The 25,687-nt window shown below is 58.9% G+C and carries 25 protein-coding genes and 1 pseudogene; 19 read left to right on the forward strand and 7 right to left on the reverse strand.

Annotated elements, in window-relative coordinates; translation table 11 throughout:
* Positions 1–67 precede the first annotated feature (67 nt).
* Positions 68–1,210 carry a transporter substrate-binding domain-containing protein gene (locus PMI28_RS14895; protein ID WP_007986815.1) on the forward strand — a complete coding sequence of 381 codons (1,143 nt, stop codon included), beginning with the start codon at positions 68–70 and terminating at the stop codon, positions 1,208–1,210.
* Positions 1,211–1,263: 53 nt separating this feature from the next.
* On the opposite strand, the gene PMI28_RS14890 is transcribed toward PMI28_RS14895, so the two are convergent.
* The 5 genes from PMI28_RS14890 to norR form a co-directional block, all read right to left on the reverse strand.
* Positions 1,264–2,013 (reverse strand): YkgJ family cysteine cluster protein, encoded by a 750-nt coding sequence (locus tag PMI28_RS14890; protein WP_033063322.1) that lies wholly within the window; start codon positions 2,011–2,013, stop codon positions 1,264–1,266.
* 83 nt (positions 2,014–2,096) lie between these two features.
* Positions 2,097–2,423: a hypothetical protein gene (locus PMI28_RS14885; RefSeq protein WP_007986819.1), complete on the reverse strand. Its 327-nt coding sequence runs from the start codon at positions 2,421–2,423 to the stop codon at positions 2,097–2,099.
* Between the two features lie 175 nt (positions 2,424–2,598).
* Positions 2,599–3,057, reverse strand: coding sequence for a GNAT family N-acetyltransferase (locus PMI28_RS14880; protein ID WP_033063327.1), 459 nt, complete (start codon positions 3,055–3,057; stop codon positions 2,599–2,601).
* Positions 3,058–3,084: 27 nt separating this feature from the next.
* On the reverse strand, positions 3,085–3,987 hold the full coding sequence (locus tag PMI28_RS14875; protein WP_007986822.1) for a chemotaxis protein CheV: 903 nt from the start codon (positions 3,985–3,987) through the stop codon (positions 3,085–3,087).
* A 274-nt stretch (positions 3,988–4,261) separates the two neighbouring features.
* Entirely contained in the window at positions 4,262–5,812 is a 1,551-nt protein-coding gene (gene norR / locus PMI28_RS14870; RefSeq protein ID WP_007986823.1) for a nitric oxide reductase transcriptional regulator NorR, read from the reverse strand.
* Positions 5,813–5,968: 156 nt separating this feature from the next.
* Here norR and hmpA point away from each other — a divergent pair, with 156 nt between their 5' ends.
* From hmpA to PMI28_RS14830, 8 genes are all read left to right on the forward strand, one after another.
* Positions 5,969–7,150, forward strand: coding sequence for an NO-inducible flavohemoprotein (gene hmpA, locus PMI28_RS14865; protein ID WP_007986824.1), 1,182 nt, complete (start codon positions 5,969–5,971; stop codon positions 7,148–7,150).
* Between the two features lie 272 nt (positions 7,151–7,422).
* On the forward strand, positions 7,423–7,932 hold the full coding sequence (locus PMI28_RS14860) for a disulfide bond formation protein B (RefSeq protein WP_033063323.1): 510 nt from the start codon (positions 7,423–7,425) through the stop codon (positions 7,930–7,932).
* An 837-nt stretch (positions 7,933–8,769) separates the two neighbouring features.
* Entirely contained in the window at positions 8,770–9,705 is a 936-nt protein-coding gene (cyoA, locus tag PMI28_RS14855; protein ID WP_007986826.1) for a ubiquinol oxidase subunit II, read from the forward strand.
* A 3-nt stretch (positions 9,706–9,708) separates the two neighbouring features.
* Positions 9,709–11,739 (forward strand): cytochrome o ubiquinol oxidase subunit I, encoded by a 2,031-nt coding sequence (cyoB, locus tag PMI28_RS14850; protein WP_007986827.1) that lies wholly within the window; start codon positions 9,709–9,711, stop codon positions 11,737–11,739.
* 3 nt (positions 11,740–11,742) lie between these two features.
* Positions 11,743–12,369 carry a cytochrome o ubiquinol oxidase subunit III gene (locus PMI28_RS14845; RefSeq protein ID WP_007986828.1) on the forward strand — a complete coding sequence of 209 codons (627 nt, stop codon included), beginning with the start codon at positions 11,743–11,745 and terminating at the stop codon, positions 12,367–12,369.
* Positions 12,370–12,708, forward strand: coding sequence for a cytochrome o ubiquinol oxidase subunit IV (gene cyoD, locus PMI28_RS14840; protein ID WP_007986829.1), 339 nt, complete (start codon positions 12,370–12,372; stop codon positions 12,706–12,708).
* An 11-nt stretch (positions 12,709–12,719) separates the two neighbouring features.
* Complete coding sequence (cyoE, locus tag PMI28_RS14835; protein ID WP_007986830.1) at positions 12,720–13,607, forward strand: heme o synthase; 888 nt, start codon at positions 12,720–12,722, stop codon at positions 13,605–13,607.
* A 296-nt stretch (positions 13,608–13,903) separates the two neighbouring features.
* Positions 13,904–14,218 (forward strand): helix-turn-helix domain-containing protein, encoded by a 315-nt coding sequence (locus PMI28_RS14830; RefSeq protein ID WP_007970375.1) that lies wholly within the window; start codon positions 13,904–13,906, stop codon positions 14,216–14,218.
* A gap of 59 nt (positions 14,219–14,277) precedes the next feature.
* Here the strand turns inward: PMI28_RS14830 and PMI28_RS30345 are convergent.
* Both PMI28_RS30345 and PMI28_RS14825 read right to left on the reverse strand, forming a co-directional pair.
* Positions 14,278–14,421 (reverse strand): annotated as a pseudogene (locus PMI28_RS30345) (DUF3077 domain-containing protein); the annotation flags it as partial.
* A gap of 217 nt (positions 14,422–14,638) precedes the next feature.
* Positions 14,639–16,057, reverse strand: a complete 1,419-nt coding sequence (locus PMI28_RS14825; RefSeq protein WP_007986833.1) for an aminotransferase-like domain-containing protein — start codon at positions 16,055–16,057, stop codon at positions 14,639–14,641.
* 148 nt (positions 16,058–16,205) lie between these two features.
* On the opposite strand from PMI28_RS14825, the gene PMI28_RS14820 reads away from it, so the two are divergent.
* The 10 genes from PMI28_RS14820 to PMI28_RS14775 all read left to right on the forward strand — a co-directional run bounded on the left by PMI28_RS14820 (position 16,206) and on the right by PMI28_RS14775 (position 25,519).
* Complete coding sequence (locus tag PMI28_RS14820; RefSeq protein ID WP_007986836.1) at positions 16,206–17,306, forward strand: hypothetical protein; 1,101 nt, start codon at positions 16,206–16,208, stop codon at positions 17,304–17,306.
* 43 nt (positions 17,307–17,349) lie between these two features.
* Entirely contained in the window at positions 17,350–18,630 is a 1,281-nt protein-coding gene (locus tag PMI28_RS14815) for an ATP-grasp domain-containing protein (RefSeq protein WP_007986838.1), read from the forward strand.
* Between the two features lie 49 nt (positions 18,631–18,679).
* The gene (locus tag PMI28_RS14810; RefSeq protein WP_007986839.1) at positions 18,680–19,174 is read left to right on the forward strand and encodes a RidA family protein; all 495 of its coding nucleotides are present in this window, start codon (positions 18,680–18,682) and stop codon (positions 19,172–19,174) included.
* 84 nt (positions 19,175–19,258) lie between these two features.
* Positions 19,259–19,744 (forward strand): cupin domain-containing protein, encoded by a 486-nt coding sequence (locus PMI28_RS14805; RefSeq protein WP_007986841.1) that lies wholly within the window; start codon positions 19,259–19,261, stop codon positions 19,742–19,744.
* A 231-nt stretch (positions 19,745–19,975) separates the two neighbouring features.
* On the forward strand, positions 19,976–20,620 hold the full coding sequence (gene yfcF / locus PMI28_RS14800; protein WP_007986843.1) for a glutathione transferase: 645 nt from the start codon (positions 19,976–19,978) through the stop codon (positions 20,618–20,620).
* Positions 20,621–20,652: 32 nt separating this feature from the next.
* The gene (locus PMI28_RS14795; protein WP_007986845.1) at positions 20,653–21,993 is read left to right on the forward strand and encodes a KamA family radical SAM protein; all 1,341 of its coding nucleotides are present in this window, start codon (positions 20,653–20,655) and stop codon (positions 21,991–21,993) included.
* 31 nt (positions 21,994–22,024) lie between these two features.
* Positions 22,025–22,897, forward strand: coding sequence for a branched-chain amino acid aminotransferase (locus tag PMI28_RS14790; protein ID WP_007986847.1), 873 nt, complete (start codon positions 22,025–22,027; stop codon positions 22,895–22,897).
* Between the two features lie 21 nt (positions 22,898–22,918).
* Complete coding sequence (locus tag PMI28_RS14785; protein WP_007986849.1) at positions 22,919–23,677, forward strand: TauD/TfdA family dioxygenase; 759 nt, start codon at positions 22,919–22,921, stop codon at positions 23,675–23,677.
* Positions 23,678–23,744: 67 nt separating this feature from the next.
* Positions 23,745–24,704 (forward strand): diiron oxygenase, encoded by a 960-nt coding sequence (locus PMI28_RS14780; RefSeq protein ID WP_007986851.1) that lies wholly within the window; start codon positions 23,745–23,747, stop codon positions 24,702–24,704.
* 14 nt (positions 24,705–24,718) lie between these two features.
* Positions 24,719–25,519 carry an N-acyl homoserine lactonase family protein gene (locus PMI28_RS14775; RefSeq protein ID WP_007986853.1) on the forward strand — a complete coding sequence of 267 codons (801 nt, stop codon included), beginning with the start codon at positions 24,719–24,721 and terminating at the stop codon, positions 25,517–25,519.
* Positions 25,520–25,687 lie beyond the last annotated feature (168 nt).

The following is a 25,687-nucleotide window of genomic DNA, read 5'->3' on the forward strand; positions in this document are numbered from 1 at the left end:
GCTGGGAAATGCAGTGGCCATTCATTGAGCATTCCAGGTTCATGAATTCCTGATGAAGGCCGTCAATATGTCTCTGGTGAAATCTTTTTCGTTACTGTCGCTACTGGTCATGACCGCTGGTTGCGTGTCGTCCGCACCAGAGCCACAGATTCGTTTCGGTATCGAAGCCATTGTTCCACCGTTTGAAAGCCGTGATGACAAGGGTGAGTTGGTGGGGTTGAACATTGAGTTGGGTCATGCGCTCTGCGCCGAACTCAACACCCGCTGTGTCTGGATAGATCAGGACTACGCCTCCAATATTCACGCCCTTGAAGCTGGCCGCTTTGATGTGATCCTGCCGATGACCGCCACATCGGCGCGTAAAGAGCGGGTTGATTTCACCAACGATCTCTACCCCCTGAGCAGCCGCCTTGTGGCGCGCAAAGGGGCGAATCTGCAAGCGGATGCGCAATCGCTCAAAGGCAAAACAGTCGGCGTCCTCACGGGTACCAGCCGCGAAGCGTTCGCCAAGGCCCGTTGGGCTCCGGCCGGGGTAACGGTGCGCAGTTTCGATTTCAACCAGCAATTGATCGAGAGCCTGCTTGCGGGGGGAGTCGATGCCACCCTGCAAGACTCCATCGAAATCACTTACGCATTGCTCAGCCAGCCCCAAGGCCAGGCGTTCGATTTTTCCGGTCCGGCCCTCGAGGACCCCATGCTGGGCAGCGGCGTGGCCATGGCCTTGCGCAAAACCGATACTCAATTGCGCGACAACCTGAATCTGGCCCTTGAGCGGCTGAAGCAAGATGGCCGGTATCAGGCGATTACCCAGCGTTACTTGCCAGCAGCAGCCCCCGATTTTCCTCGGTACTTCCCAGGTGGAGAAGGCCTGCCGTTTGCCGATGCGGTACAGGTCGGCGAGATGATCCATCTGTCAGGTGTGATTGGCGTCAGCGCCGGTGACGAACTCGTCAAGGGTGGCTTCGGCCCGCAAATGGTCCAAACCATGGAGAATCTGAGCAGCGCCCTGCAACGCAGTGGTTCGTCTTTGGAGAACGTTGCAAAATGCACGGTCATTCTTGCGGACATGAAGGACTTTGGTGCGATGAACGAAGTCTACAAGCGTTACTTCCCGACAGATCGATTGCCTGCCCGGACAACGTTCGGTGCGAAAAAACTGGTAATGAATGCGCGGGTGGAAGTCGAATGCATGGCGGTTGCTACCCGCTGACCTAACGCTGCAATCGCTCTGACGCAAATCGAGTTTGCGTCAGAGTCAGGCGTTCAGGCCGTGCGCAATGAAATAAACGCATAGTTCGCCGGCGCATCCGTCGCCACTTGCGCACCGGCCGCAAGTACCTGCCCGGCGACATCCTCACCCGAGACATGGAACAGCCATTCGCTGCTCCATTGCGGCAAGGCCTGCCTGGTCAATTCATCGACGACCGTGGCGAACTCGTTCATGTCCGGCAGATAAGCGGTGAAGCCATCGCCCTTCAGCGCGGTTGTCCGAATCCCCAGCAACGCGCAAATCGCATCCTTGATCTGAATGTCATTGCGATCGGCCTGACGGGAACGCTGGATCAACTCCGATAGCTCCCGGTCTACCAGCTCACCGCCGACAATCAGATCCGGTCCTTTTTCCCACGACTCGGGCGGACATTCCTTCAGGGTGATGTTCAGGGGAATGTGCGGATTGATTTCCATCGGGTAGATGCGGCACACCAGCGGCCGGCGTTCGTAGATGCGACAGAGGTTGTCTTCGTCAAGATTCCGGCAGGGGCCGACATTGTAGGCGGCGAACGTGATGGCCACGTACGCATCGGATTCGCCGCTGCGCACCGCTGCCGAACGGCGTTCGGCATGTTCGCGTTGTTGCGCCGGCAGACCCAGGCCATTACCCAGAAACGCTTCGACTAGCACGATCAACTGACCGCCATCGGCTGCCCACATCCGGGCCTCGCTCAAGGTCAGGGGCACATGGTGGTCGTTGCAACATTTACCGCAGCCTACACAGGAAAACGTCGTACTCATTGAGCGTTTGTTCGTATCTCAGGACATGAAACGGCGACAGAATGCCGCCATAAAAGCCGCTTTCAAAGCAAGTTATGCGCCAATCAGTTTGCCTTGCCGGCCGGGCGGATAGAGTCCCATTCGGTGACGTACGCGGTTTTGCTCTTTTTGTTGTAGAGGCACAGTTCAGTGCCTTGTGCGCCTTTCATGTGTTTTTGCGGGTACTGGCCCTGGAGCAGGAGCGCGGTATAGCCAACCCGGTCATCGAACTGTGCGGCATTGCCCACGGGTTTGGCGTCTTTCAGGCCGCTGGCCTTGGTGCAACTGGCAAGTACGGCTTTGTCGTAGGTGGCCCAGGCGTCGGGGCTTGAGGCGTGGGCCTGAGAGGTGAGGGCGGTGAGGCAGAGGAAGATTAGGGTTGCGGGTTTCATGGGGCAGTCATCCTTGGATGTGCAATGGCCAAGGCTAGAGTATGCCTGAAGGATTTGGGTCGGTTGTGCCGGCCCCTTCGCGGGCAAGCCCGCTCCCACAGTGACCGAGTACGACCACAAACTCTGTGCACGACACATAACCTGTGGGAGCGGGCTCGCCCGCGAAGGCGGCGTATCAGTCCGGAACCGGCTCCCGGCGGACTGCGCGCATCCCGACACTTTCATACAATCGCCGCGCCCGGTGGTTGTCTTCCAGCACCTTCAAATCCACAAATCCTTCGCGCCGTTGCTGGAACACCTTGAACGCCTGCAACAACAAGGCGCGCCCCAATCCGCGGCCCTGAAACCGTGGATGCACCACCAGATTCTTGATGTAGGCGCTGGTCCAGCACTGGCACACGCCAACGATGCCTTCGGCATCCTGTGTGATGAAACACAGCGCCGGGTCATATTCCGGGTCGGTTTCGAACTGCCATTGCCACATGTCCAGCGCTGCTACGCGGCCGCCACCTTCGAGGTAACCGAACTCCATCAAACGGTGCACGGCTGCGCCGATTTCGGGGCGGTACTCGCTCAGTTGCAGGCCGGCTGGCCAATCGGGTGGCGGCACGACTACAGAGAGGTCGCGCCGCATCAGCCAGCAAAATTCCTCGGCCAAGACTCAGTAACCTTGCTCGGCGACAGCCTTTGCCGCCGTGATCAGGCATTGGGTCAATTCCGGCGAAGAGAACTTGGTCAGCACTGCATTGGCCCCGGCCAGACGCGCTTTCTCTGCGTTCATCGCACTGTCCAGTGACGTGTGCAGCAGCACATAAAGATGCGCGAAGTCCGGAGTTTCCCGCAGGGTGCGGGTGAAGGCGTAGCCGTCCATCTCCGACATCTCGATGTCCGAGACGATCAGGTTGATCTGCTGCGCAGTGCCTTGCAGGTCCAGCAGGCAGTCAATGGCTTCCTTGGCGCTGCGGGCTGTGTGGCATTGCAGGCCGAGGTTACGCAGGGTGTGTACCGATTGCTGCAAGGCGACCTGGCTGTCATCGACCACCAGAATGCGCGCGTTGCCGAGCAATTCGGCGTCTTCCATGCTCAGTTCGGTCGGCGCCATTTCGATTTGTGCCGGGGCGATGCCGTGGATGACTTTTTCGATGTCCAGCACTTGCACCAGGGTGCCGTCGACCGAGGTCACGCCGGTGATGTAGGCGCGCAAACCACCGGAGCCGAAGGGCGGCGGGCGGATGTCGGTGGTCAGGCAATGGACGATCTTGCTCACCGCCTGCACGTGCAGGCCCTGCTTGGAACGGCTGACATCGGTGACGATCAGGCAGCCGCCGTTCGGATCTTCCAGCGGACGCTCGCCGATGGCACGACTGAGGTCGATCACCGACAGCGACGCCCCGCGCAGGGTAGCGATGCCTTTAACGTGAGGGTGTGACTCCGGCAGCCGGGTCAGCGGCGGGCAGGGAATGATTTCACTGACTTTGAGCAGGTTGATCGCCATCAGCTTGCCGCTGCGCAAGGTAAACAGCAGAAGCGAAAGTGAGTCTGCGCGGGCTTTGTTGGAGGACATATGAACCTTCTCAGGAAAAAGGTGACGGGCAATCTCGGGATCGCCGATAACTTCGATGCCGGGTTATCGACTTGTCGAGGGCAGGCTTTAGGGGGAATGCCCATCTCGAACCAAACGGTGGACCTTTGTGGCGAGGGAGCTTGCTCCCGCTGGAGTGCGAAGCGCTCCCCAGCATTCCTTCAACCATATCTCGACTGCAGGTTGTACGACTGCTGCGCAGCCGAGCGGGAGCAAGCTCCCTCGCCACAGAAAACCCTTTTGCCAAATGTGCTGATTATTTCATCCCCAACCGCTTGGCCATCCGTCCCAGGTTCGCCCGATCCAGGCCTAGCTCACGCGCCGCGCTGGCCCAGTTGTTGTTATGCCGTTCCAGGCAGGCGCCGATCAGTTGGCGTTGATAACGCTCGGTAGCCTCGCGCAAGTCGCCGGTCACTGCTTGCGTTACGAGGGCGGCGGGTTGCTCGGCAGCGGCTTCAACATTGGCGTTGGGCAGATCCAGATCAGCCGCGCTCAGGCTGAGAATCTTCGGCCGTTCCTTGCAGTTGCCCAGCGCTTTCAAGGCGCTGCGGCCGATCAAGTGTTCAAGCTCGCGTACATTGCCGGGCCAGTCGTAGGCCAATAGCGCGGCCTGGGCGTCGCTGTTCAGGCGCAGGCTGTTGAGGCCCATGCGCGAGCGGTTCTGCTCCAGGAAGTAACCGCTGAGCAGCAACACATCACGCCCGCGATCGCGCAAGGCCGGGACCAGCAGCGGGTAAACACTGAGACGGTGATAGAAGTCGGCGCGATAGCGGCCGCTGCGCACTTCTTCGGCGAGGTCGCGGTTGGTCGCCGCGATCAGGCGCACATCGACCTGATGCTCCTTGTCCGAGCCCAGTCGTTGTAATTGACCGCTCTGCAAAACCCGCAGCAATTTGGCCTGCACCGTCAACGACAACTCACCGACTTCATCGAGGAACAGCGTGCCGCCATTGGCCAGTTCGAACTTGCCACGGCGGTCGTTCATCGCCCCGGTGAAGGCGCCGCGAACATGACCGAACAACTCGCTTTCCACCAAGGTATCGGGCAATGCGGCGCAGTTGAGACTGATGATCGGTTTGTCGGCACGGGGCGAGGCGGCGTGAATGGCCTGGGCCACCAATTCCTTGCCGACCCCGGTTTCGCCGGTGATCAACACGGTCAGGTCACTGCCGCCCACCAGATTGATTTCTTCCATCAGCCTTTTATGGGCTTTGCTTTGGCCAATCATCTCGCGGTGCTGCTGGCCGCTGGCCTGGCGGTAGACCTCGGCGCGCTGATGTTCATCTTCGACCCGGTTGTTCAACCGCTCGATGCGTTCGGCGGCGTTGACGGTGGCGGCGGCGAGGCTGGCGAAGGCTTCCAGCGCGCCCAGTTCAATCGGTTCGAATTGCTCCGGATTGAGGGCATCGAGGGTCAGCAGGCCCCACGGACGCTCGTCGATGAATAACGGGCAACCCATGCAGTCGTGGACTTCCAGATGATCATCCAGGCCATCGACCAGGCCGTCATAAGGGTCGGGCAAGTTGCAGTCGGCAGCGAAGCGGGTCGGGCCGGGGCTGCTAAGCAGCGCTTCGAAACGCGGGTGCTCGCTGACCTTGAAGCGTCGGCCGAGGGTGTCGGTACTCAAGCCGTCGACGGCCAGTGGCACCAGCCATTCGTCATCGAGGCGCAGCAGCGCGGCGGCGTCACACGGGAGCAGGGCGCGCATGGCTTCCAGCAGGCGTCGATAACGCTCGCCTTCGGGCAGTTCGCGGGACAGGTCGGCGACCAGGGGCAGCAGGGCGGTGAGCAAGGGTTTTGCAGTCATAGTGACTCCGTGTAGTCGGTATGACTATAAATCAGGCAGTGTCTAAATGACTATGTAGTTATTAACCTACTGATTTATAACGATTAAATAGTTGGCATGGAAACTGATAAGCAAAGGGTAACCCGTTAGCAACCCAAGAACTCCAGGAGTCACCTTATGCTGAGCGTTCAAGACCGTGCCATCGTCAAATCCACCGTGCCGCTGCTCGAAAGCGGTGGTGAAGCGCTGATCACGCACTTCTACCGCATGATGCTCTCCGAATACCCGGAAGTCCGCCCGCTGTTCAACCAGGCCCACCAGGCCAGCGGTGACCAGCCGCGTGCCCTGGCCAACGGCGTATTGATGTATGCGCGCCATATCGACCAACTCGACCAGTTGGGCGACCTGGTGGCGAAGATCATCAACAAGCACGTGGCCCTGCAGATCTTGCCGGAACATTACCCGATTGTTGGCAGCTGCCTGCTGCGAGCCATCGCCGAAGTGTTGGGCGAAGAGATCGCCACCCCTGAAGTGATCGCGGCCTGGGGCGCGGCCTACGGGCAGCTGGCGGACATCCTGATCGGTGCCGAAGCCAGCGTCTACGACCAAAAAGAACAGGCCCACGGCGGCTGGCGCGGAGCGCGGGAATTCATCCTGGCAAGCAAGGTCGAGGAGAGCACCGAGATCACTTCGTTCTACTTCGAACCCGCCGACAAAGGCCCGATCCTGGCGGCAGAGCCGGGCCAGTACATCGGCATGAAACTGATCCTCGACGGTGAAGAGATTCGCCGTAACTACTCGCTGTCGGCGCTGGCGAACAAAGGCCAGTACCGCATCAGCGTCAAGCGTGAAGCCGGTGGCCGCGCTTCCAACTACCTGCATGACCAGATGCATGTCGGAGCCAGCATCCAGTTGTTCCCGCCATCGGGCGAGTTCATCCTGACCGCCAGCGATAAACCGCTGGTGCTGATCAGCGGCGGTGTCGGCATCACCCCGACCCTGGCGATGCTCGAAGCGGCACTGGAAACCCGTCGGCCGGTGCATTTCATCCACTGCGCGCGTAATGGCAGCGTTCACGCGTTCCGCGACTGGATCGATGGCCTGGCCGAGCGTCATCCGCAGCTCAAGCGTTTTTATTGCTATTCCGAGGACGACGGCGTGAGCCCGGCGGCGCACAAGGTCGGGTTGCTGAGCCAACAGCAGTTGCATGCATGGCTGCCGGAACAGCGTGACCTGGATGTTTACTTCCTGGGGCCGAAAGGTTTCATGGCGTCCATCAAGCGTCACCTCAAGGCACTGGGCGTGCCGGAGAAGCAAAGCCGCTACGAGTTCTTCGGGCCGGCAGCGGCGCTGGAGTAAGCGGTTGCGGCGACTCGGGGGACCGAGTCGCCTGCCTCGCGAGCAAGCCCGCTCCCACATTTGATCTGTGAGCGACACGGACCAATGTGGGAGCGGGCTTGCTCGCGAATGCCGCACTGCAGTCCTGAATTGAAAAAATCGCTCGAAAGTTAATCCCTTCTTAACCGCCTTATCGTCTATTCCCCCCGAATCCCCCCGACATGCTCCAGACTCTCAAAGGTCCGGGCCAGCGTGTAGACTGGCGGGCAATCGAAATTTTCAAGGGAAACGCGATGAGCGAGGAAACCATGCGGTTGGGGCGTGAACGGCGCTATCTGGTGTTGTTGGGCATCATTTGCCTGGCACTGATCGGCGGCGCGCTGTACATGCAAATTGTTCTGGGCGAGGCACCTTGCCCGCTGTGCATCCTGCAACGTTATGCGTTGCTGCTGATCGCGATCTTTGCCTTCATTGGCGCCGCCATGCGCACCCGTCGCAGCATCACGGTGTTTGAAACCCTGGTGGTGATCTGCGCGCTGGCAGGCGTCGGCGTTGCCGGGCATCACGTCTATACGCAGTTCTATCCGGCTGTCAGCTGCGGCATCGATGTGTTGCAACCGATTGTCGATGGTCTGCCGCTGGCGAAGATTTTCCCGTTGGGCTTCCAGGTCGATGGTTTCTGCTCCACGCCGTATCCGCCGATCCTCGGTCTGTCGCTGGCGCAGTGGGCGCTGGTTGCCTTCGTGCTGATCGTGGTGCTGGTGCCGCTGCTGACTTCGCGCAACCGCAAGGCGCTGCGCTGAGATCCTCTGTCGATACGCATTGTCGGACAAAAAATGCCCCGGTCCTCGATGAGAGGTCCGGAGCATTTTGCTCTTGAAGAACGCACTTCAGAGGCCGGGTAAAAAGTCCCTGATGTGTGGCAGCCAAGGGTGCGACACATGTGCGACATGTTGTCACAGAGCGCGTGTCGCAGGGCATTCGCCGGAGACGGATTGACGCGTGGATGCGTAACGAAATTGGCCAATATTCAGCGTTGCCGATGTTCGCCGGATCGAGCTGAAGCAGGCAGTTTTAACAGGCATCGGCGAATTGCCAGAGCCCTTGTCATATCGGGGTTTGGGCGACGTCGATAGAGGCGTGCAAGCCTTCGATACTGTCTGAACTGCGGGTGGTAGGCCTACTTATTTTGGTGTTTTTGTTGAGAATCAATTTCGATAAGATGCGCCACTTTTGCGGAATTGGTTAATGATTGTTGCCGCATCGGATAAAAATTATTTCGGGATGAGACATGGTTTATGAAACGCTACATAACTACAATCGCCCGCACTGAATACCCGGCACTGCTCAATCCTTAACCAGGAGTCAGGCAGAAAGGGTGTCGAGAGGTCCAGTGGCTTCATGCGACGCCCTGGTGTCGGAGCCTCCAACTACCCGCACCAAATGGAATTGGTCTGTAACAAGGCCTTTGACCACGAATTCGAATAAGAACTCGCCGCAGGCCCAGGATTTGTCGAAACGCGTCTGACGCACGACGGGCATGCCCTTATTCAATCCAAGAAAATGCCAACCCTTGGCAGGGTGAAGTGTTGGCGATCAAAACCCAACTGCATTGCGCAAGCTGCTTTAGAGGTCGTGAGATGAGTAAAAACAGGTACCCCAGACTACTAGGCTTATTGCCGCTGATCGGCACATTGCTGCTGTCAGGCTGCAACATGACCTTGCTCAATCCCAAGGGCCAGGTTGGTCTGGACGAGCGAAACCTGATCATCACCGCAACGCTGCTGATGCTGTTGGTCGTGGTTCCGGTCATCATCATGACCTTTCTGTTCGCCTGGAAATACCGCGCGTCCAACACCAATGCTACCTACACCCCGAAATGGAACCACTCCACCAAGATCGAGATCGCGGTGTGGGCTGTTCCAGTACTGATCATCATTGCCCTGGGTTACGTCACCTACAAGTCGACCCACGCCCTGGACCCGTACAAGCCGCTGGAATCCGACGTGAAGCCGGTGACCATCGAAGTGGTCGCGCTGGACTGGAAGTGGCTGTTCATCTACCCGGAACAAGGCATCGCCACGGTCAACAAGATCGTGTTCCCGGCGCACACTCCGGTCAACTTCAAGATCACTTCCGACGCCGTGATGAACTCGTTCTTCATCCCTGCTCTGGGTGGCCAGATCTACGCGATGGCGGGCATGCAGACCAAGCTGCACCTGATCGCCAACGAAAACGCTGAAATGGACGGTATCTCCGCCAACTACAGCGGCGCTGGTTTCACCGGTATGAAATTCAAAGCGATCGCAACTACTCAGGAAGATTTCGACGCCTGGGTAAGTGAAGTCAAAACGGCACCTAAACAGCTTGAACAAGCTGAATACGCAGCCCTTTCCAAGCCAAGCCAGAACAACCCAGTCGAGCTCTACTCCTCGGTGACGCCGAACCTGTTCCAGACCATCGTCGACAAGTACGAAGGCATGAAACCGGGTCCTAAGGTGCACCACGAGAAGAAAGAGAAAGAAGTGGCCGCTACGGACATGAACTCGCATTCAGCTGCCGGGGCAGAGGAGTAAACGATGTTTGGTAAATTAAGTTGGGAAGCGATCCCGTTCCACGAGCCGATCGTCATGGTGACCATCTCCATGATCGCGCTCGGTGGTCTGGCGTTGTTCGCTGCAATCACCTACTTCAAGAAGTGGACCTACCTGTGGACCGAGTGGCTGACGTCGGTCGACCACAAGAAAATCGGCGTGATGTACATCATCGTCGCCATGGTCATGCTGCTGCGCGGTTTTGCCGACGCCATCATGATGCGTACCCAGTTGGCCATGGCCACCGAGGGTTCGCCTGGCTACCTGCCACCTGAACACTATGACCAGATCTTCACCGCCCACGGTGTGATCATGATCATCTTCATGGCGATGCCATTCTTCACCGGCCTGATGAACCTTGCAGTGCCGCTGCAGATCGGCGCGCGTGACGTTGCCTACCCGTTCCTGAACTCCCTGAGCTTCTGGCTGCTGGTTTCCGGCGTGGTGCTGATCAACCTGTCCCTGGGCGTCGGCGAATTCGCCAAGACCGGCTGGGTTGCCTATCCGCCGCTGTCGGGTCTGCAATACAGCCCTGGCGTGGGGATGGATTACTACATCTGGGCGCTACAGCTATCGGGTCTGGGGACAACGCTGACGGGGGTCAACTTCCTGGCCACCGTGCTGAAAATGCGTACCCCTGGCATGAAGCTGATGGACATGCCGATCTTCACCTGGACTTGCACCTGGGCCAACGTCCTGATCGTGGCTTCGTTCCCGATCCTGACCGCTACCCTGGCGCTGCTGACGCTTGACCGTTACATGGATTTCCACATTTTCACCAATGAACTTGGTGGCAATCCGATGATGTACGTCAACCTGTTCTGGGCTTGGGGTCACCCCGAGGTTTACATCCTGATTCTGCCGGCGTTCGGTATCTTCTCCGAGGTCATCTCGACTTTCACCGGCAAGAAACTGTTCGGCCACCACTCGATGGTCTACGCATCGGGCGCGATCTCGATCCTGGGCTTCATGGTTTGGCTGCACCACTTCTTCACCATGGGTTCGGGTGCCAGCGTCAACGCCTTCTTCGGTCTGGCGACGATGCTGATTTCCATCCCTACGGGTGTGAAGCTATTCAACTGGCTGTTCACCATCTACCAGGGCCGTCTGCGCTTCACCAGCCAGGTGCTGTGGACCCTGGGCTTCATGGTGACCTTCGCCATCGGCGGCATGACCGGCGTATTGCTGGCCATCCCGGGTGCCGACTTCGTTCTGCACAACAGCCTGTTCGTGATCGCGCACTTCCATAACGTGATCATCGGCGGTGCGGTATTCGGTTACATCGCCGGTTTCGGTTTCTACTTCCCTAAAGCGTTCGGCTTCAAGCTGCACGAAGGTTGGGGCAAGGCAGCATTCTGGTTCTGGATCTCCGGCTTCTTCGTCGCGTTCATGCCGCTCTACGCTCTGGGCTTCATGGGCATGACCCGTCGTCTGAACGCCACCACCAACCCTGAGTGGGTGCCGTACCTGTACGTCGCCATGTTCGGTGCGGTGATGATCGCTGTGGGTATCGCTTGCCAGCTGATCCAGCTCTACGTGAGTGTGCGTGACCGCAACAAGCCGGAAAACATGTGCGAACACGGCGACCCGTGGAATGCACACACTCTGGAATGGTCGACCTCGTCGCCACCACCGTTCTACAACTTCGCTGTTCTGCCAAAAGCCGACGTGGTCGATCCGTTCACCGAAGCCAAGGAAAACGGCACCGCATACAAGGCTCCGGCCAAGTACGAACCGATCCACATGCCAAACAACACCGCGACCGGTGTGGTCATGGGCGCACTGTTGACCGTGTTCGGTTTCGCGATGATCTGGCACATCTGGTGGCTGGCAATCGCGGGTCTCGCCGGTACCGTGATCTACTTCGTGATCCACGCGGCCCGTGATGATCAAGGCTACTACGTGCCGGTCGACGTGATCGAGCGCATCGAAGCCGAGCAGCACAAGCGTCTGGTAGCAGCCGGGAAAGTCCCAGCCACTGCCACCCGTGTTGAAACCTCGTTGGAACAGGCTTAAACCATGTCGAACTTAGTGACCAATGCTGGACACACCCATGTCGATGGACATGGGCATGATGACCATCACCACGACTCGGGCGAGATGACCGTATTCGGTTTCTGGCTCTACCTGATGACCGACTGCATTCTGTTTGCATCGATCTTCGCAGCGTACGCGGTACTGGTTAACAACGTAGCGGGTGGCCCGTCGGGCCACGACATCTTCGAGCTGCCATACGTGCTGGGCGAAACTGCTCTGCTGTTGTTCAGTTCGATCACCTACGGCTTCGCCATGCTGGCGTTCTTCCGTGGCAACAAGAAGCAGGTCCTGGGCTGGCTGGCCCTGACCTTCCTGTTCGGTGCCGGCTTCATCGGCATGGAGATCAACGAGTTCCACATGTTGATCTCCGAAGGCTACGGCCCTAGCCGCAGTGGCTTCCTGTCCGGGTTCTTCACCCTGGTCGGCACCCACGGTCTGCACGTGACCAGCGGTCTGATCTGGATGGCGATCATGATGTATCAGGTGCAGAAAAACGGCCTGACGGCGACCAACAAGACCCGTCTGAGCTGCCTGAGCCTGTTCTGGCACTTCCTGGACGTTGTGTGGATCTGTGTATTCACGGTTGTTTATCTGATGGGGACTATGTAAATGGCTAACGCTCATTCCCACCATGGCCACGACGACGCCGGTCACGGCAGCGTCAAGTCCTACGTCATTGGCTTCGTCCTGTCGGTAATCCTGACCCTGGTTCCATTCGGTCTGGTGATGTACCCGTCGCTGCCGAAGTCGATCACTCTGTTGATCGTCCTGGCATTCGCGGTCATTCAGGTGCTGGTGCACCTGGTGTACTTCCTCCACCTGGACCGTTCGGCCGCGCAGCGTAACAACGTGATTGCGTTTGTCTTTGCCGCGATCGTGATTGTCCTGCTGGTTGGCTTGTCGCTGTGGATCATGTTCAGCATCCACACGTTCATGATGGCGAAGTGAGGTAGATCCGCATGTCCCTTAAGCACTTTATCCAAATCACCAAACCGGGGATCATTTTCGGTAACGTGCTTTCTGTGGCAGGCGGATTTTTCCTGGCCTCCAAAGGGCATGTCGATCTGGCCATTTTCCTGGCCGCCATGATCGGCACGTCCCTGGTGGTTGCCTCCGGTTGCGTGTTCAACAACTGCATCGACCGCGACATCGACCTGAAGATGGAACGCACCAAGAACCGGGTGCTGGTCCAGGGCTTGATCTCCCTGAAACTGGCCCTGATCTATGCGACCGTCCTGGGTGTCGCCGGCGTTGCCCTGTTGTACAAGGTGGCCAACCCGTTGGCCGCGCTGTTCGCGGTGATCGGCTTCGTCATCTACGTCGGCTTCTACAGCCTGTACCTCAAGCGCAAGTCGGTTCACGGCACGCTGGTGGGCAGTCTGTCGGGCGCCATGCCGCCGGTGATTGGCTACGTCGCAGTGAGCAACACCTTCGACATGGCCGCACTGACCCTGCTGGTGATGTTCAGCCTGTGGCAGATGCCGCATTCCTACGCCATTGCGATCTTCCGCTTCAACGATTACCTGGCTGCATCGATTCCGGTGCTGCCAGTGAAGCGCGGGATCCAGGTGGCCAAGAAGCACATCCTGATCTACATCCTGGCCTTCCTCGTGGCGACCTTGATGCTGACCTTCAGCGGCTACGCCGGCATGAGCTACCTCGCCGTCGCCGCGGCCATGGGCATGTACTGGCTGTACATGGCCTGGACCGGCTACAAGGCAGTGGATGACACGGTCTGGGCACGCAAGCTGTTCGTGTTCTCGATCTTCACCATTACCGCGTTGAGCGTGATGATGTCCCTGGACTTCAAAGTGCCGACGGAGTTGCTGCTGACGTACGCGCCGTAAGCGTCGGATGCTGAATTGAAAAGCCCCGCCTTCGAGAGAAGAGCGGGGCTTTTTGTTGGTGTTCTCAAATGAATCGAGTTGCCGCCATCGCGAGCAAGCTCGCTCCCACATTGGACTGGCGTCATCGCTGATATCGAGCACGACGCTGACCTCCTGTGGGAGCGGGCTTGCTCGCGATGGCGGCGCAGCGGAATACCTGGCTCATCGAAATTACAGCCCATCTCAAAGAGCACTCTTGGTTTGCTTAGCTATAAGCAAGTTGCCTATAGTTACAAGTCGATACCACGAGGTACCCCATGAAAAAACGCGACCTGTTTGCAGAATTGATGCAGGGCGTTGATGAGATGGCGGCTCAACGCGAAGGCAAGATTACATTGCGCAATACGGTTGTGGAGGACATCCCTGCGCCTGAGGTGGGGGCGCAAGAGATCGTTGCGCTACGGGAAAAGCTACACATGTCTCAGGCCGTTTTTGCCAAGCGAATTCGCACCAGTCCCAGCACTCTGAGAAACTGGGAGCAGGAAAAATCGAAGCCCAATGCTCAGGCCGCCTTGCTGATCAGGTTGGTGGAGAAATTCCCGGATATGGTTGATCGACTGGCAGTCGTTTGATCACATCGTCGAATATCTGAAAAGCCCCGCGTTTCAAACTAAACGCGGGGCTTTTTCATTTATGCGCGGTTGTTACACGGTGCATCGAGCACCTTCACCACGTCATCGATGATTGCCTTGCTCATGTCCTGCAAAAAGTGCGAGGCCCAGGCGTGCCGGTCGGAGTCGCGAACCATGGCGGCGTCTGATGCGAGCAGTATGGCGAAGTTAGCCGGCAAGGATGAGGTCCGATCTGGTGGCCGGGGATGGCCGGGACACCGCAATCCCTGTGGGATCGGTGGTGCCGCCAGTTTTAAGTACGACGCTGAACCCTTGTGGGAGCGGGCTTGCTCGCGAAGGCGGTGTGTCAGGCAATATTGATGCTGGATTTGACGGCCTCTTCGCGAGCAAGCCCGCTCCCACAGGGTTGAGGGCAGTCAGTTACTTAAGTGGTTTATCGAGCAAGCGGAAAAACCGCTCGCGCACCTGCAGGCTGTCGCTGTGGGCTACGTTGAAGCGCAGGAACTGACTGGCATTCGGGGCTTTGCTCAGCAAGGTGCCCGGCGCCAATACCATATTGTTCTCCAGGCCTTGTCGAGCCAGGTTCTCGGCGTGCAGGCCCTCCGGCAATCGCGCCCAGATAAACACGCCCTCGCCGGGTAACGAGGAAAGCGAACACCCGGCTTCCGCCAACCAACTCGCCACGCGGCTGTTGGATTCATACAAGCGGTCCACCGTGCGCCGCGCATGTTTGGCATAGCTGCCGTCGCTGAGCATGGTGCAGGTGATCTGCTCTGCCAGCTCCGAGGTCACCCCGCCGCAGGCCATTTTCAACGCGATCATCCGCGCCGCCAGTTGTGGTGACAGCACGGTGTAGCTGACGCGGCTGTTGGCGGTCAGGGTCTTGGAGAAACCCGACACATAACTCACGTTATCCAGCCCGCTGGCCGCCAGGCGCGGGGTGCGGCGTTGCTGGATGTCGCAGTACAGATCGTCTTCGACAATGTGCAAGCTATGGCGGTGGCTCAGTTCCAGCAAGCGGTAAACCTGGGACGGGGTGAACGAGTGGCCGGTGGGGTTATGCAGCGTGCTGTTGGTCATGTACAGCACGGGTTTGTGGGCGATCAGCAGTTGCTCGAAAGCGTCGAGGTCCGTGCCGTCGCAATCCCGGGCGATGGTGATGACCTTGGCCCCGTGCAACGCCAGGTTGGCGTGCATGTTGAAATAGCAGGGGTCGTCGAGTAGCACGGTGTCGCCGGGTTTGACCAGCAGGCGCATCAGCAGGTCGATGGCCTGCATGGTGTTGGCGGTGGTGATGATCTGATCCACCGGCGCTTCGATGCCGAAAGTCGCCAGCTTGACCCGCAAGGCCTGGCGCAACGGCAAGTAACCGCCGGCCACGCCGTACTCGCCCATGCGCAACGACGTCGCTCGCAGGGTGCCGCGCACGGCTTTCTGCAATTCTTCGGCCGGCAGCCAGGAGGTCGGCAGAAACCCGCAGCCGGGGCGCAACGCGCCGTTGTCCAGCAACAGGGCGCGGCGTACCACGCTGAGGGTGTCCTGGGGTTGCAGGTCCGGGCCGGTGCCACTTTTCAGCGCCGCTTCGGAGCGATGCACGTAATGCCCCGAACCCTGGCGCGACACTACCAGCCCCTTGGCTCGCAAGCGGTCCAGCGCATCGACCACTGTGGATTTGCCCACGTTCATCAAGTCGGAGAGTTCACGAATCGGCGGCAGTTTGGCGCCGTGGGGCAGGCCGCCCGTGCTGATGGCCTGGGTCAGCTGATCGACGATCTGCTGCACCAGCGGCACGCCGGGCTGGAATTCAATGGCGGCAATGACTGCACGTTGAACCTGCATTTTACTGGTCTCTCCGGCAGTAAAGTTCGTTGGATTCTATACGAACTTGCTCTGATCAGGACAAGCCTCTGTCTCTACCATGCCCTTACAGACTTTTCTGATGGTCGACCTTTGCTGGGCGGCAATCGTGTGGTTCATGAGGTGTTGCATGAGTGTCGAAACAACGATCGCGGTCGCCAAACCGGTCATCAACCTGCGTTTGTTCACGATCCGGATCATCACCGCCGTGTCGCTGTTCGCGGTGCTGGGCAAGGCCAACGTCTGGCTCGACACTGCCACCAACAGCATCCTGGCCCTTGGATATCGCGCCTTGTTGCTGCTGTTGCCCCTGACATTACTGGTGCTTGGCCGTCGCTCCCTGAGCGTTACGCTGCTGTGTGCCGGGCTCGGCCTGGTATTGCTGGCACTGACCAGCAATCAAGGCATGGTGATGTTTGCTGCCGCACTGTTTGCCTACGGCATTGCCATTGCCGGTTACCTGATCAAGAGCGAAGCGGCCCAGACCAAGGAAGGTGCAGCCTACAACCGCGTGGCCATGAACATGGGCAGCCTGGTGGCCGGTTTGATCCTGTTGTCGCCGCTACTCACCCCGACCATGTTTTTCCTCGGCGCGGCGGCCTTCGTGTTGCTGTGCCTGCCGATCGCCCTCGGTGCGACCTTCACCAGCGAACCGGTGGTAGCCCGCCCAACCAATCAGGTCGGTAGCAACTGGGGCAACAAGCTGCCGTGGGTGATCGCCGGGATCATCATGGGCATCAAGCTGTTCGGGGTGTTCTCGATCCTGCCGCAAGCGATTCTGCTCAAGACCGGTGAATTGCCAGCCTGGTACGGCTTGATGCTGATCCTCAACAGCGCCGTGGTGGTGTTTGCCCAGGTGCCGGTGATGAAACTGATCGAGCGCACCGGGCGCTTCAAGGTCGTGGCGGTGATCGGGATCATCGTCGGCGGTTTTGCCGTGCTGTCTTCACCCGCCGCGTTCCATGTCGAAACCCTCGCCGGTGCACTGATCTGGGTGGCGCTGCTGTCCATCGCCGAATGTGCCTTCAGCTACCTCGATTACTTCTCGGTCAAGCAGAACAACATGTTCGTCAAGGAAGTGTCCCTGGGTGTCGGGGCCGGGTTGACGGTGTTGATCATGCGGGTGGTGCCTGCGCCATACAACGCGCTGGTGCTGGCCGTTATCGGGGCCGGAGGGATCCTGGCCTGGTACTGGCTCAACCGTAAATCCAATGCGTCGTTGCATGACTGAGTCATCGCTGTTGCGATTTTCACTTTGCAAGTCGGGGGGCATCATGAATACGACTTCATGCGTAGTAGTGGTCGGTTACAACGGCAATCGGGTTCACGATATCCAGAAACTGCGCGAGCTGTGCAAGTCGCTCTACAACGCCAGGCTCATCCTGCTGGTCGAGAAAATTCAGCCCCATGACGACCAGGTGGCCGATCACGTCTGCAGCACTTCACTGGCCGAGAAGGATGTGACGACATCCCTTGAACTGGTGGTGGGGTGCCTGAATGCCGACAGCTGGAAGCTGATCGGCGTATTGCCGTTCTCCGATCGCGGCGTGCTGCTGGGTGCTGCGCTGGCGAGCCACTTCGGCCTGCCGGGCATTACTCCCGACGAGGCGCGGGCGGGGCTGGACAAGCAGATCTTTCGCCGGCTTGAAGCGGCGGCCTGCACCTCACCCGAAGAGTATCGACCAGTGTTTTCCGTGCGGGTCGGAAGTCTACCGGAACTGCGCCAAAGGGTCGTCGAACTGGGCGGCAGGGCCTTCATAAAACCGGCCTGCGAAGGCGCCAGCCGAGGCTGTCGCGTCATCCATCACCCTTCGGAATGCGATGACGCCTGGCTCGCCCTGAAGCCTTATCGCGAAGGCGGCATCGTCCTTGAAGAGCTGGTGCAGAACGCCCGCGAATACAGCTGGGACTGCGTGGCCGGCAGCACTTGGGTCACTGAAAAAACCACCACCGAAGGCGCCTACCGCGCGGAGATCCAGCAAGTCGTACCGGCACCGCTTCCGGCTGAGGTACAGGCGCGTTTGTTGGCAGCCGGCCGGCATATGTCCGGTTTGGTGTCCGGGGACAATGGTGCCTGGCACAACGAAGTGTTCCTGCGCAGCGACAACCTGACCTCCGCCGTGGAAACCAACATGCGTCCCGGCGGCATGCACATCTGGGACCTGGCCAAACGAGCCTTCGTCAATTTCGATCCGTGGGAACGCTGGGTGCGCTGGGCGGTTGAGGGCACGACCGAACAATATGAGCCAGTGGCTCGCGGCTACTGCGGCATTCGCCTGCTCAGGGCACCGACCGACGGCATCCTGCGTGCAACGCCTGACATCGAGGCCCTGGCCCGCGCACTGCGTATCGACCTGGTGGAAGGGCAGTACGCCAAACGTATCGGCGACTCGGTCAGCGCGTTGGTCAAAGACAACTTCTCATTCATCGGCCACATCGTGTTGTTCAACGAGAACTACGGGCAACTGAGCAACGACCTGTTGCGCCTGGCCGAGGCGATTGAGTCCCGTATTGACGTCACTTGCCAGGCACCGGCCACCCGCGCCGTGTGTTGAGCCCGCAAGGACCAGGATTTTTGCATTACTGATTAAGAGGGTTCGATCAATGATCCAGCACATGACCTGCGATGAACGCTTCATCGCCCTGGCCAAAGAGTTTGGTTATGACATCTACGGCGAAAACACCGCAGGCGGGCATTACGCGCCGCTGATCCGCCATCACGATGAGCTGTACATCAGCGGCCTGGTGCCGCGCATGAACGGCAAGATCCATTACCCTGGCCGGGTCGGGCTGGACCTCAACATGGCCGATGCGCAAGCGGCGGCCAGCATCAGTGCGATGCGCGGCCTGGCGCTGATCGTCGATGCCATTGGTTCGCTGGACAAGATCAAGTCATTGATCCGGGTAACGGTCTATGTGAAGTCCACGGCAGACTTTGTCGATTTAAGCGAAGTAGCTAACGGCGCCTCGGATGTGTTCAGCCATGTACTGGGCGATGCCGGTAAACATACACGAACCACGATAGGTGTGTATCAGTTACCCAAGAATGCCGCGATAGAAGTGGACATGATCGCCGCCTTGCGTCCATCGGTTTTATAAATTATTCCCCCGGCTTTACAGCGCTGAACCGTTAACTTAAGGTTTAGCGCTAAAGTATGGGGAATAAAAAGAAAGGGCGTGCGAATGGATAACTTTCAAGGTGCGTTTTTTTCATATAAGGATTTTCGTCAGAGCCTGCATCATCGACCGTCAAGTCCCAAGGTATGGAAAGGCACCGAACTAGCGGATTTGCGTCAATCCCTTGAAGCCAGCGACGTTGATATTGTCGCGTTGGCTCACGACAAGAGCATTGAGGGCTGTGAAGTGACGCCTGGGATGGCGATCGCCATGCAATGGCTGAACCCAGGCGTAACGCTCAATGGCCATGCCCATTCCTGGTGGCATCTGTTTGTCATCCAGTGCGGCAGCGGCGTGCTGACCCTCGGCGATGCCGATGAGGTCAACGTCAGCAGCGGCGACGTGCTGCTGGTGCCGGCCTGGACCCGGCATGGCTTCGTCAACACCAGCAAACACGAGCCTCTGGCGATGCTGAATATGAGCAACATGCCACAAATGGCACTGCTTTCGAACTTCGCCGACAGCCATGGCCTGATCACCACCCAGCCGTAATTTCCCGCCGAATCAGCTCAGGGAGCCAACCTTCGTTGGCTCCCTTTTTTGTTTTACAGGCCTGACCCCATATCCCCGGTTGCAGCGGTTTTGGCTGCGTGTCTGCCGGTAAAAAACAACTTTCTGTATCGATTGAAACGGGCAAATTCTGTATCTATTCAGCCTTCGTTCAACTAACTACGATCACTTCAAATGCACGTTAATCCCTGCAGTCGGTGAATGGAGTGTTCTATGGAAAACAGGAAGCTAAAACTGTACGTTGGCGCTGATTATGTCAGCGCTTTTGCAATGTCGGCTTTTGTCGCGCTCAAGGAAAAGCAACTTTCATTTGAACTTGTTACGGTTGATCTAAAGGCTCGTGAGAACTATCTGGCGAGTTATCGCGATCTTTCGCTGACATGCAAGATTCCCACGTTAGTTCACGACGATTTTGCCTTGTCGGAATCATCGGCGATTGCCGAATACCTCGATGAACTTTCCCCGGGGCATAAAAAACTTTATCCACAGGACCTCCAGCAGCGCGCCCGTGCCCGTCAATTGCAGGCCTGGTTGCGCAGTGACTTGCTGGTGGTGCGCAAGGAGCGTCCGTTTGACCTGGTGTATTTCGGCAAGAAAAACACCGCGCTGTCCGACGAGGCCCAAGCCGCCGTCGAGCGCTTGTTGTTCGTCGCCGACCATTTGCTGGAAGAGGGTGCCGAGCATCTGTTCGGTGACTGGAGCATTGCCGACACCGACCTGGCAATCATGCTCAACCGACTGGTTGCCAACGGCGATCCGGTACCGGCACGACTCGAAGCCTATGTGCGTCGCCAGTGGGACCGCGACAGCGTCCGGGCATGGATGGACATAGAGCGCAAAGCGCCGGCCATCGCCTAACAACACTCGGGGCAATCACCAGGAGCGCGGCCATGCAAGGACTGTCGGAGCACGAACGCTACAAACCCTATAACTCACGCACCATCCGCGACACACCTTACTGGCACAAGCTGACGCCGGCGTTGCAGGAGGCCATGACCGTCGTGGCCCGGGTCATGCCGTTTCGTACCAATGAATACGTGTTGGGTACGCTGATCGACTGGAACAACATTCCGGACGATCCGGTTTTCCGCATGACCTTTCCCCACAAGGACATGTTGCTGGCGGAGGAATATGCCTCGCTCAAACAACTGATCGAGCTGGATGACAGCGCGGCGATCAAGCGCCGGATCGAGGCGATCTGGCTGCGCATGAATCCTCATCCGGCCGGGCAGTTGACCCACAACGTCGCCACCCTCAACGGAAAAGTACTGCCAGGCATCCAGCACAAGTACCGCGAGACCGTACTGTTTTTCCCCGGCGCCGGTCAGACCTGTCACGCCTACTGCACCTTCTGCTTCCGCTGGGCGCAGTTCATCGGCGATGAAGAACTCAAGTTCAATGCCCGTGAATCCCAGGAGCTGGTGAGTTACCTGAAGGTGCACAGCGAAGTGACGGACGTGCTGATTACCGGTGGCGACCCGATGATCATGAACACCCGCTCGCTGGCCAGTTACATCGAACCGCTGCTGGATTTGCCACACCTGAAGAGTATCCGCATCGGCACCAAATCCGTGGCGTACTGGCCGCAGCGTTTTGTCAGCGACAAGGATGCGCCCGAGCTGCTGGAGCTGTTCCAGCGTATCGTCGCGGCAGGTAAAAACCTGTCGATCATGGGCCACTACAACCACCCGGTGGAGATCCGCCAGGTCATTGCCCGCCAGGCTATCGAGCGCATTCGCTCGACGGGCGCGACGCTGCGCATGCAGGCGCCGGTGATCCGTCACATCAACGAAAACCCCGCCGACTGGGCCGCGCTGTGGACCGAAGGCGTGCGGCTCGGGGCCGTGCCTTATTACATGTTCGTCGAGCGTGACACCGGCCCCAGCCACTACTTCGCGATGCCACTGGCCCGGGCCTTCGAGATCTTCCAGGCCGCATACCGCACGGTATCCGGGCTGGCGCGCACAGTGCGCGGGCCGTCCATGAGCACCTTCTACGGCAAGGTGTTGATCAACGGCATCGAGACCGTCGCCGGCGAAAAGGTCTTTGTCTTGCAGTTCCTCCAGGCACGCAACCCGCAATGGGTGTTGCGCACGTTCTATGCGCGCTTCGATCCGCAAGTGACCTGGTTCGACGACTTGCAACCGGCTTTCGGCGAGCGTTTGTTCTTCTTTCAGACCGAGCTCGCCGCCGAGCTGGAATTGATACCTGTGTTGCTGGAAACGGCGTAGGAAAAATCAACAGCAATGGGGAGATATGGAAATGAGCAGTATCCCGTTTGATCAACGCGAGGGCGTTATATGGCTCGACGGTGAGTTCGTCGAGTGGTCCCGGGCGCAGTTGCATGTGTTGACCCATGGCCTGCATTACGCGAGCACCGTGTATGAAGGTGAACGGGTCTACAACGGCAGGATTTTCAAGCTGCGCGAGCACAGCGAGCGGTTGTATCGCTCGGCGCAAATGATGGACTTTGCCATCCCCTATGAGCTGGCTGAACTGGAAGCGGCGAGCCATGAACTGCTGCAACGCAACCAGGTGGTCGAGGGTTATCTGCGCCCGGTGGCCTGGCGCGGCAGTGAAATGATCTCCACCTCGGCGCGTTTCAATCGTGTGCACGTGGCCATCGCCTGCTGGCAGTGGCCGAGTTATTTCGACCCGGCGGCGCGCATGGCCGGCATCCGCTTGAAAACCGCGAGCTGGCGCCGCCCGCCACCGAACAGTAGCCCGTTCGAAGCCAAGGCATCCGGGCATTACCAGATCGCCACGCTGAGCAAGCACGACGCCGAGAACAGCGGTTATCACGATGCCTTGATGCTCGACTGGCGCGGCCATGTCGCCGAAGCCACCAGCGCCAATGTGTTCTTCGTCAAAGACCGGACTCTGCACACGCCGCTGCCGGATTGTTTTCTCAACGGCATTACTCGGCAGACCGTCATAGAGCTGGCCAAGGTTCTGGACTACCAGGTCGTCGAGCGCACGATTTTGCCTACAGAGCTTGGCGACTTCGACGAATGTTTTCTCACCGGCACCGCCGCCGAAATCACCCCGGTGCAGAGCATCGATGAGCAGCGCTACCGACCGGGCGATGCCTGTAGCGACTTCATTGCCGCTTACACCTCAACCGTAAACGCCTGATCACTTGCCAGGAATTTCACCATGTCAGATCAAGGGATTGTTGCGTCGCAACCTTACATTTCGCTCGGCCATCGTCATGAAGAGCTGTCGACGTTGGGCTGGACGGTGCTGACCCCGGACGAATTCGCCGATGATGTCGTAGGCACCTTGCATGAGTTCGGTCCGATCATTCCGCAGTTCAACGGCCAGATGGCCTTTCCCATTACCCGCAAACCGGGTTACGAAGACTTGCCGTATTCCCAGAGCATGAACGGCATCGGCCCGCACACCGAGGCGCCAGTGTACGGGCCGCCGCCGCGCTACCTGGCATTGCATTGCCATAAACAGGCGACCTGTGGCGGCGGGCACACCGGCCTGGTGGACGGCTATGAATTTCTCCGCGTCCTCGAACGCAGCGAACCGCAGCTGCGCAAATGGCTGGATGACACGCCGGTAGAGTTTGTCGCCACCGCCAAACCGGGCGAACCGGGACAACGCCGGGTCCAGGAATACATCCTGACGCCTACGGAGGACGGGGATATTTTCCGCTTCAGCTACAACCAGTTTCACTACGGCGATGTGAATCCGTCCAGGGAGGCGTTGCAGCAATCCCTGGTCGCCAACAGCACCTCGCCACTGGCCAGGTTTGCCGTGCTCGGCGAAGCGTACTTTGTCGAGCATAACGTTCCGGTGCTGATTCCCGACGGATGCCTGCTGATTTGGGATAACTGGCGAATGATCCACGCCCGCAGTCGTTACACTGACCCGGCGCGCCACCTGACCCGCTATTGGCTGGCCTGATTTTTCCGTCGCCCTTCATTCTTTTGGCGTACCCCTTGGCGGGTACGCGTCTTACAGGTATCGCGTCATGCAAACAGCAATCGAGATCGCCCAGGTCGATCATCAACTGATCGTGCGGCTCAATCAGGCCTGGACCAGGCGCGCCTCCGTTTGTGCGCCGGACAGGGCTCAGGTCATTGAGGCGTTCGACCCGGCGCGCCCGGATTACCCGGAGTGCATGGTGCCGTTTTTCCATCACCCGAAATTCCAGGCCTTGGGCGACGAGCTCAAAAGCAGCGTGGTGACCTGGGGCTGGATCGGCTACAACCTGCGCACCGTCACCGCCGAGGAGCATGTGGTCAACCCGGCACTCAGCGTCATCGCCAATCAGTACCTGGGCAAGGATGACTGGCATTTTCGCGAGGCCATGCAACAGACCCTGATCGACGAGCATTACCACACGCTGATGCACCTGCGCGCCATTGAGCGGACCAAGCTGGAGCGGGCACTGGATCAGGATCTGGACTTGCCGCCGTCCGTCACCTACTTGCGCCTGAAGGCCTTGCATGCAGAGCTGCCCGAGCAATGGCAGCGGGATCTGGTGGCGATCACTTTTGCGGTGGTGGCCGAGATCAGCGTCAACGCTTATCTGGACCTGCTGGCAGACGACCAGACCATCCAGCCACAGAACCGCCGGGTGGCTGAACTGCACAACCGTGACGAATATGCCCACAGCAAGGTGCTGGCCGAAGTGGCAAAGGTCATGTACGCGAACATGCAGCCGACCCAGCGGGAATTTTTCGCACGCAACCTGTCGGTGGCGCTGAGTGCTTTTATCGCTCAGGACTACTCGATGTGGGAGGCGATTCTGACGCAACTCGGGGTCGAGGATGCGGCGCTGATCATTGCCGACACCCGCGAAAGCAACAAGAACGCGACCATCATGCGCGACTACAGCGGCCTGCATAAGCTGGCACAGGACTTGGGCATCAGCGAGCAGATCGATTTCGATTTCCGCCCGACCCTCAAAACCACGGCGGCAGCCTGAACCCGGAGGTGTCTATGTCCGTTCCCGAGTACGAAGTGTTCGCTATCCGTGTCGGCGCAAACGCCCAGCGCACCGCCAGGGAGAACTTTCTCTACGACGCCTGCTGCGGTGATCCGAATGCGCCGATGCCGCTGGACTACTACTTCTGGGTCATCCGCAACGCGCAGCAGGTGATTGTGGTCGACACCTGTTTTCAACCGGCCACGGCGGACCGGCGCAATCGTCAGATGTACCGCCTGCCGGAGGAATCCTTGCGACAACTGGACATCGATCCGGCACAGGTCGAACACCTGATCCTTACCCATTTGCATTGGGATCATGCCGGAAACCTCGGGCTGTTTCCGAAGGCGACCATGCATTTGCAGGAAGCGGAGCTGCGTTTCTGCACCGGGCCGAAAATGGCTCATCGCGTGGTGAACAAAACCTACGAAGTCGAGGACGTGATGTCGGCGCTGCCGCCGCTGTTCGAAGGGCGGATGCGTTTGCACAGCGGCACGGTCGAGGTGCTGCCGGGTGTGACCCTGCACCCCGTGGGCGGACACACACCGGGCAGCCAGGTGGTGCGGGTGAGCACCGGGCGCGGCTGGATTGTGCTGGCCTCGGATGCCGCGCACCTGTGGGTCAACATTCGTGAGCGCAGCCCGTTCCCGATTCTCGATGACCTGGCGCAAACCCTTGAAGCCTTCAGCGAAATCGACCGCCTGGCCGACAGCCAGGACCACGTCATCCCCGGCCACGACCCGCTGATCGCCGAGCGTTTCCCGCACTGGAATGACGACCCACATATCATTTGCCTGCACCAACCCCCGATCTGAACCCCACCCCAAAAACCTGTGGGAGCGGGCTTGCTCGCGAAGGCGCCAGCACATCCAACATTGATGTGTCTGACACAGCGCTTTCGCGAGCAAGCCCGCTCCCACAGTTGATTGTTGTCGTTCATCGATTTTGTATTTGCCAAAGGCCCCCTTGTGGGAGCGGGCTTG

Source organism: Pseudomonas sp. GM48, assembly GCF_000282335.1.
Classification (GTDB): Bacteria; Pseudomonadota; Gammaproteobacteria; order Pseudomonadales; family Pseudomonadaceae; genus Aquipseudomonas.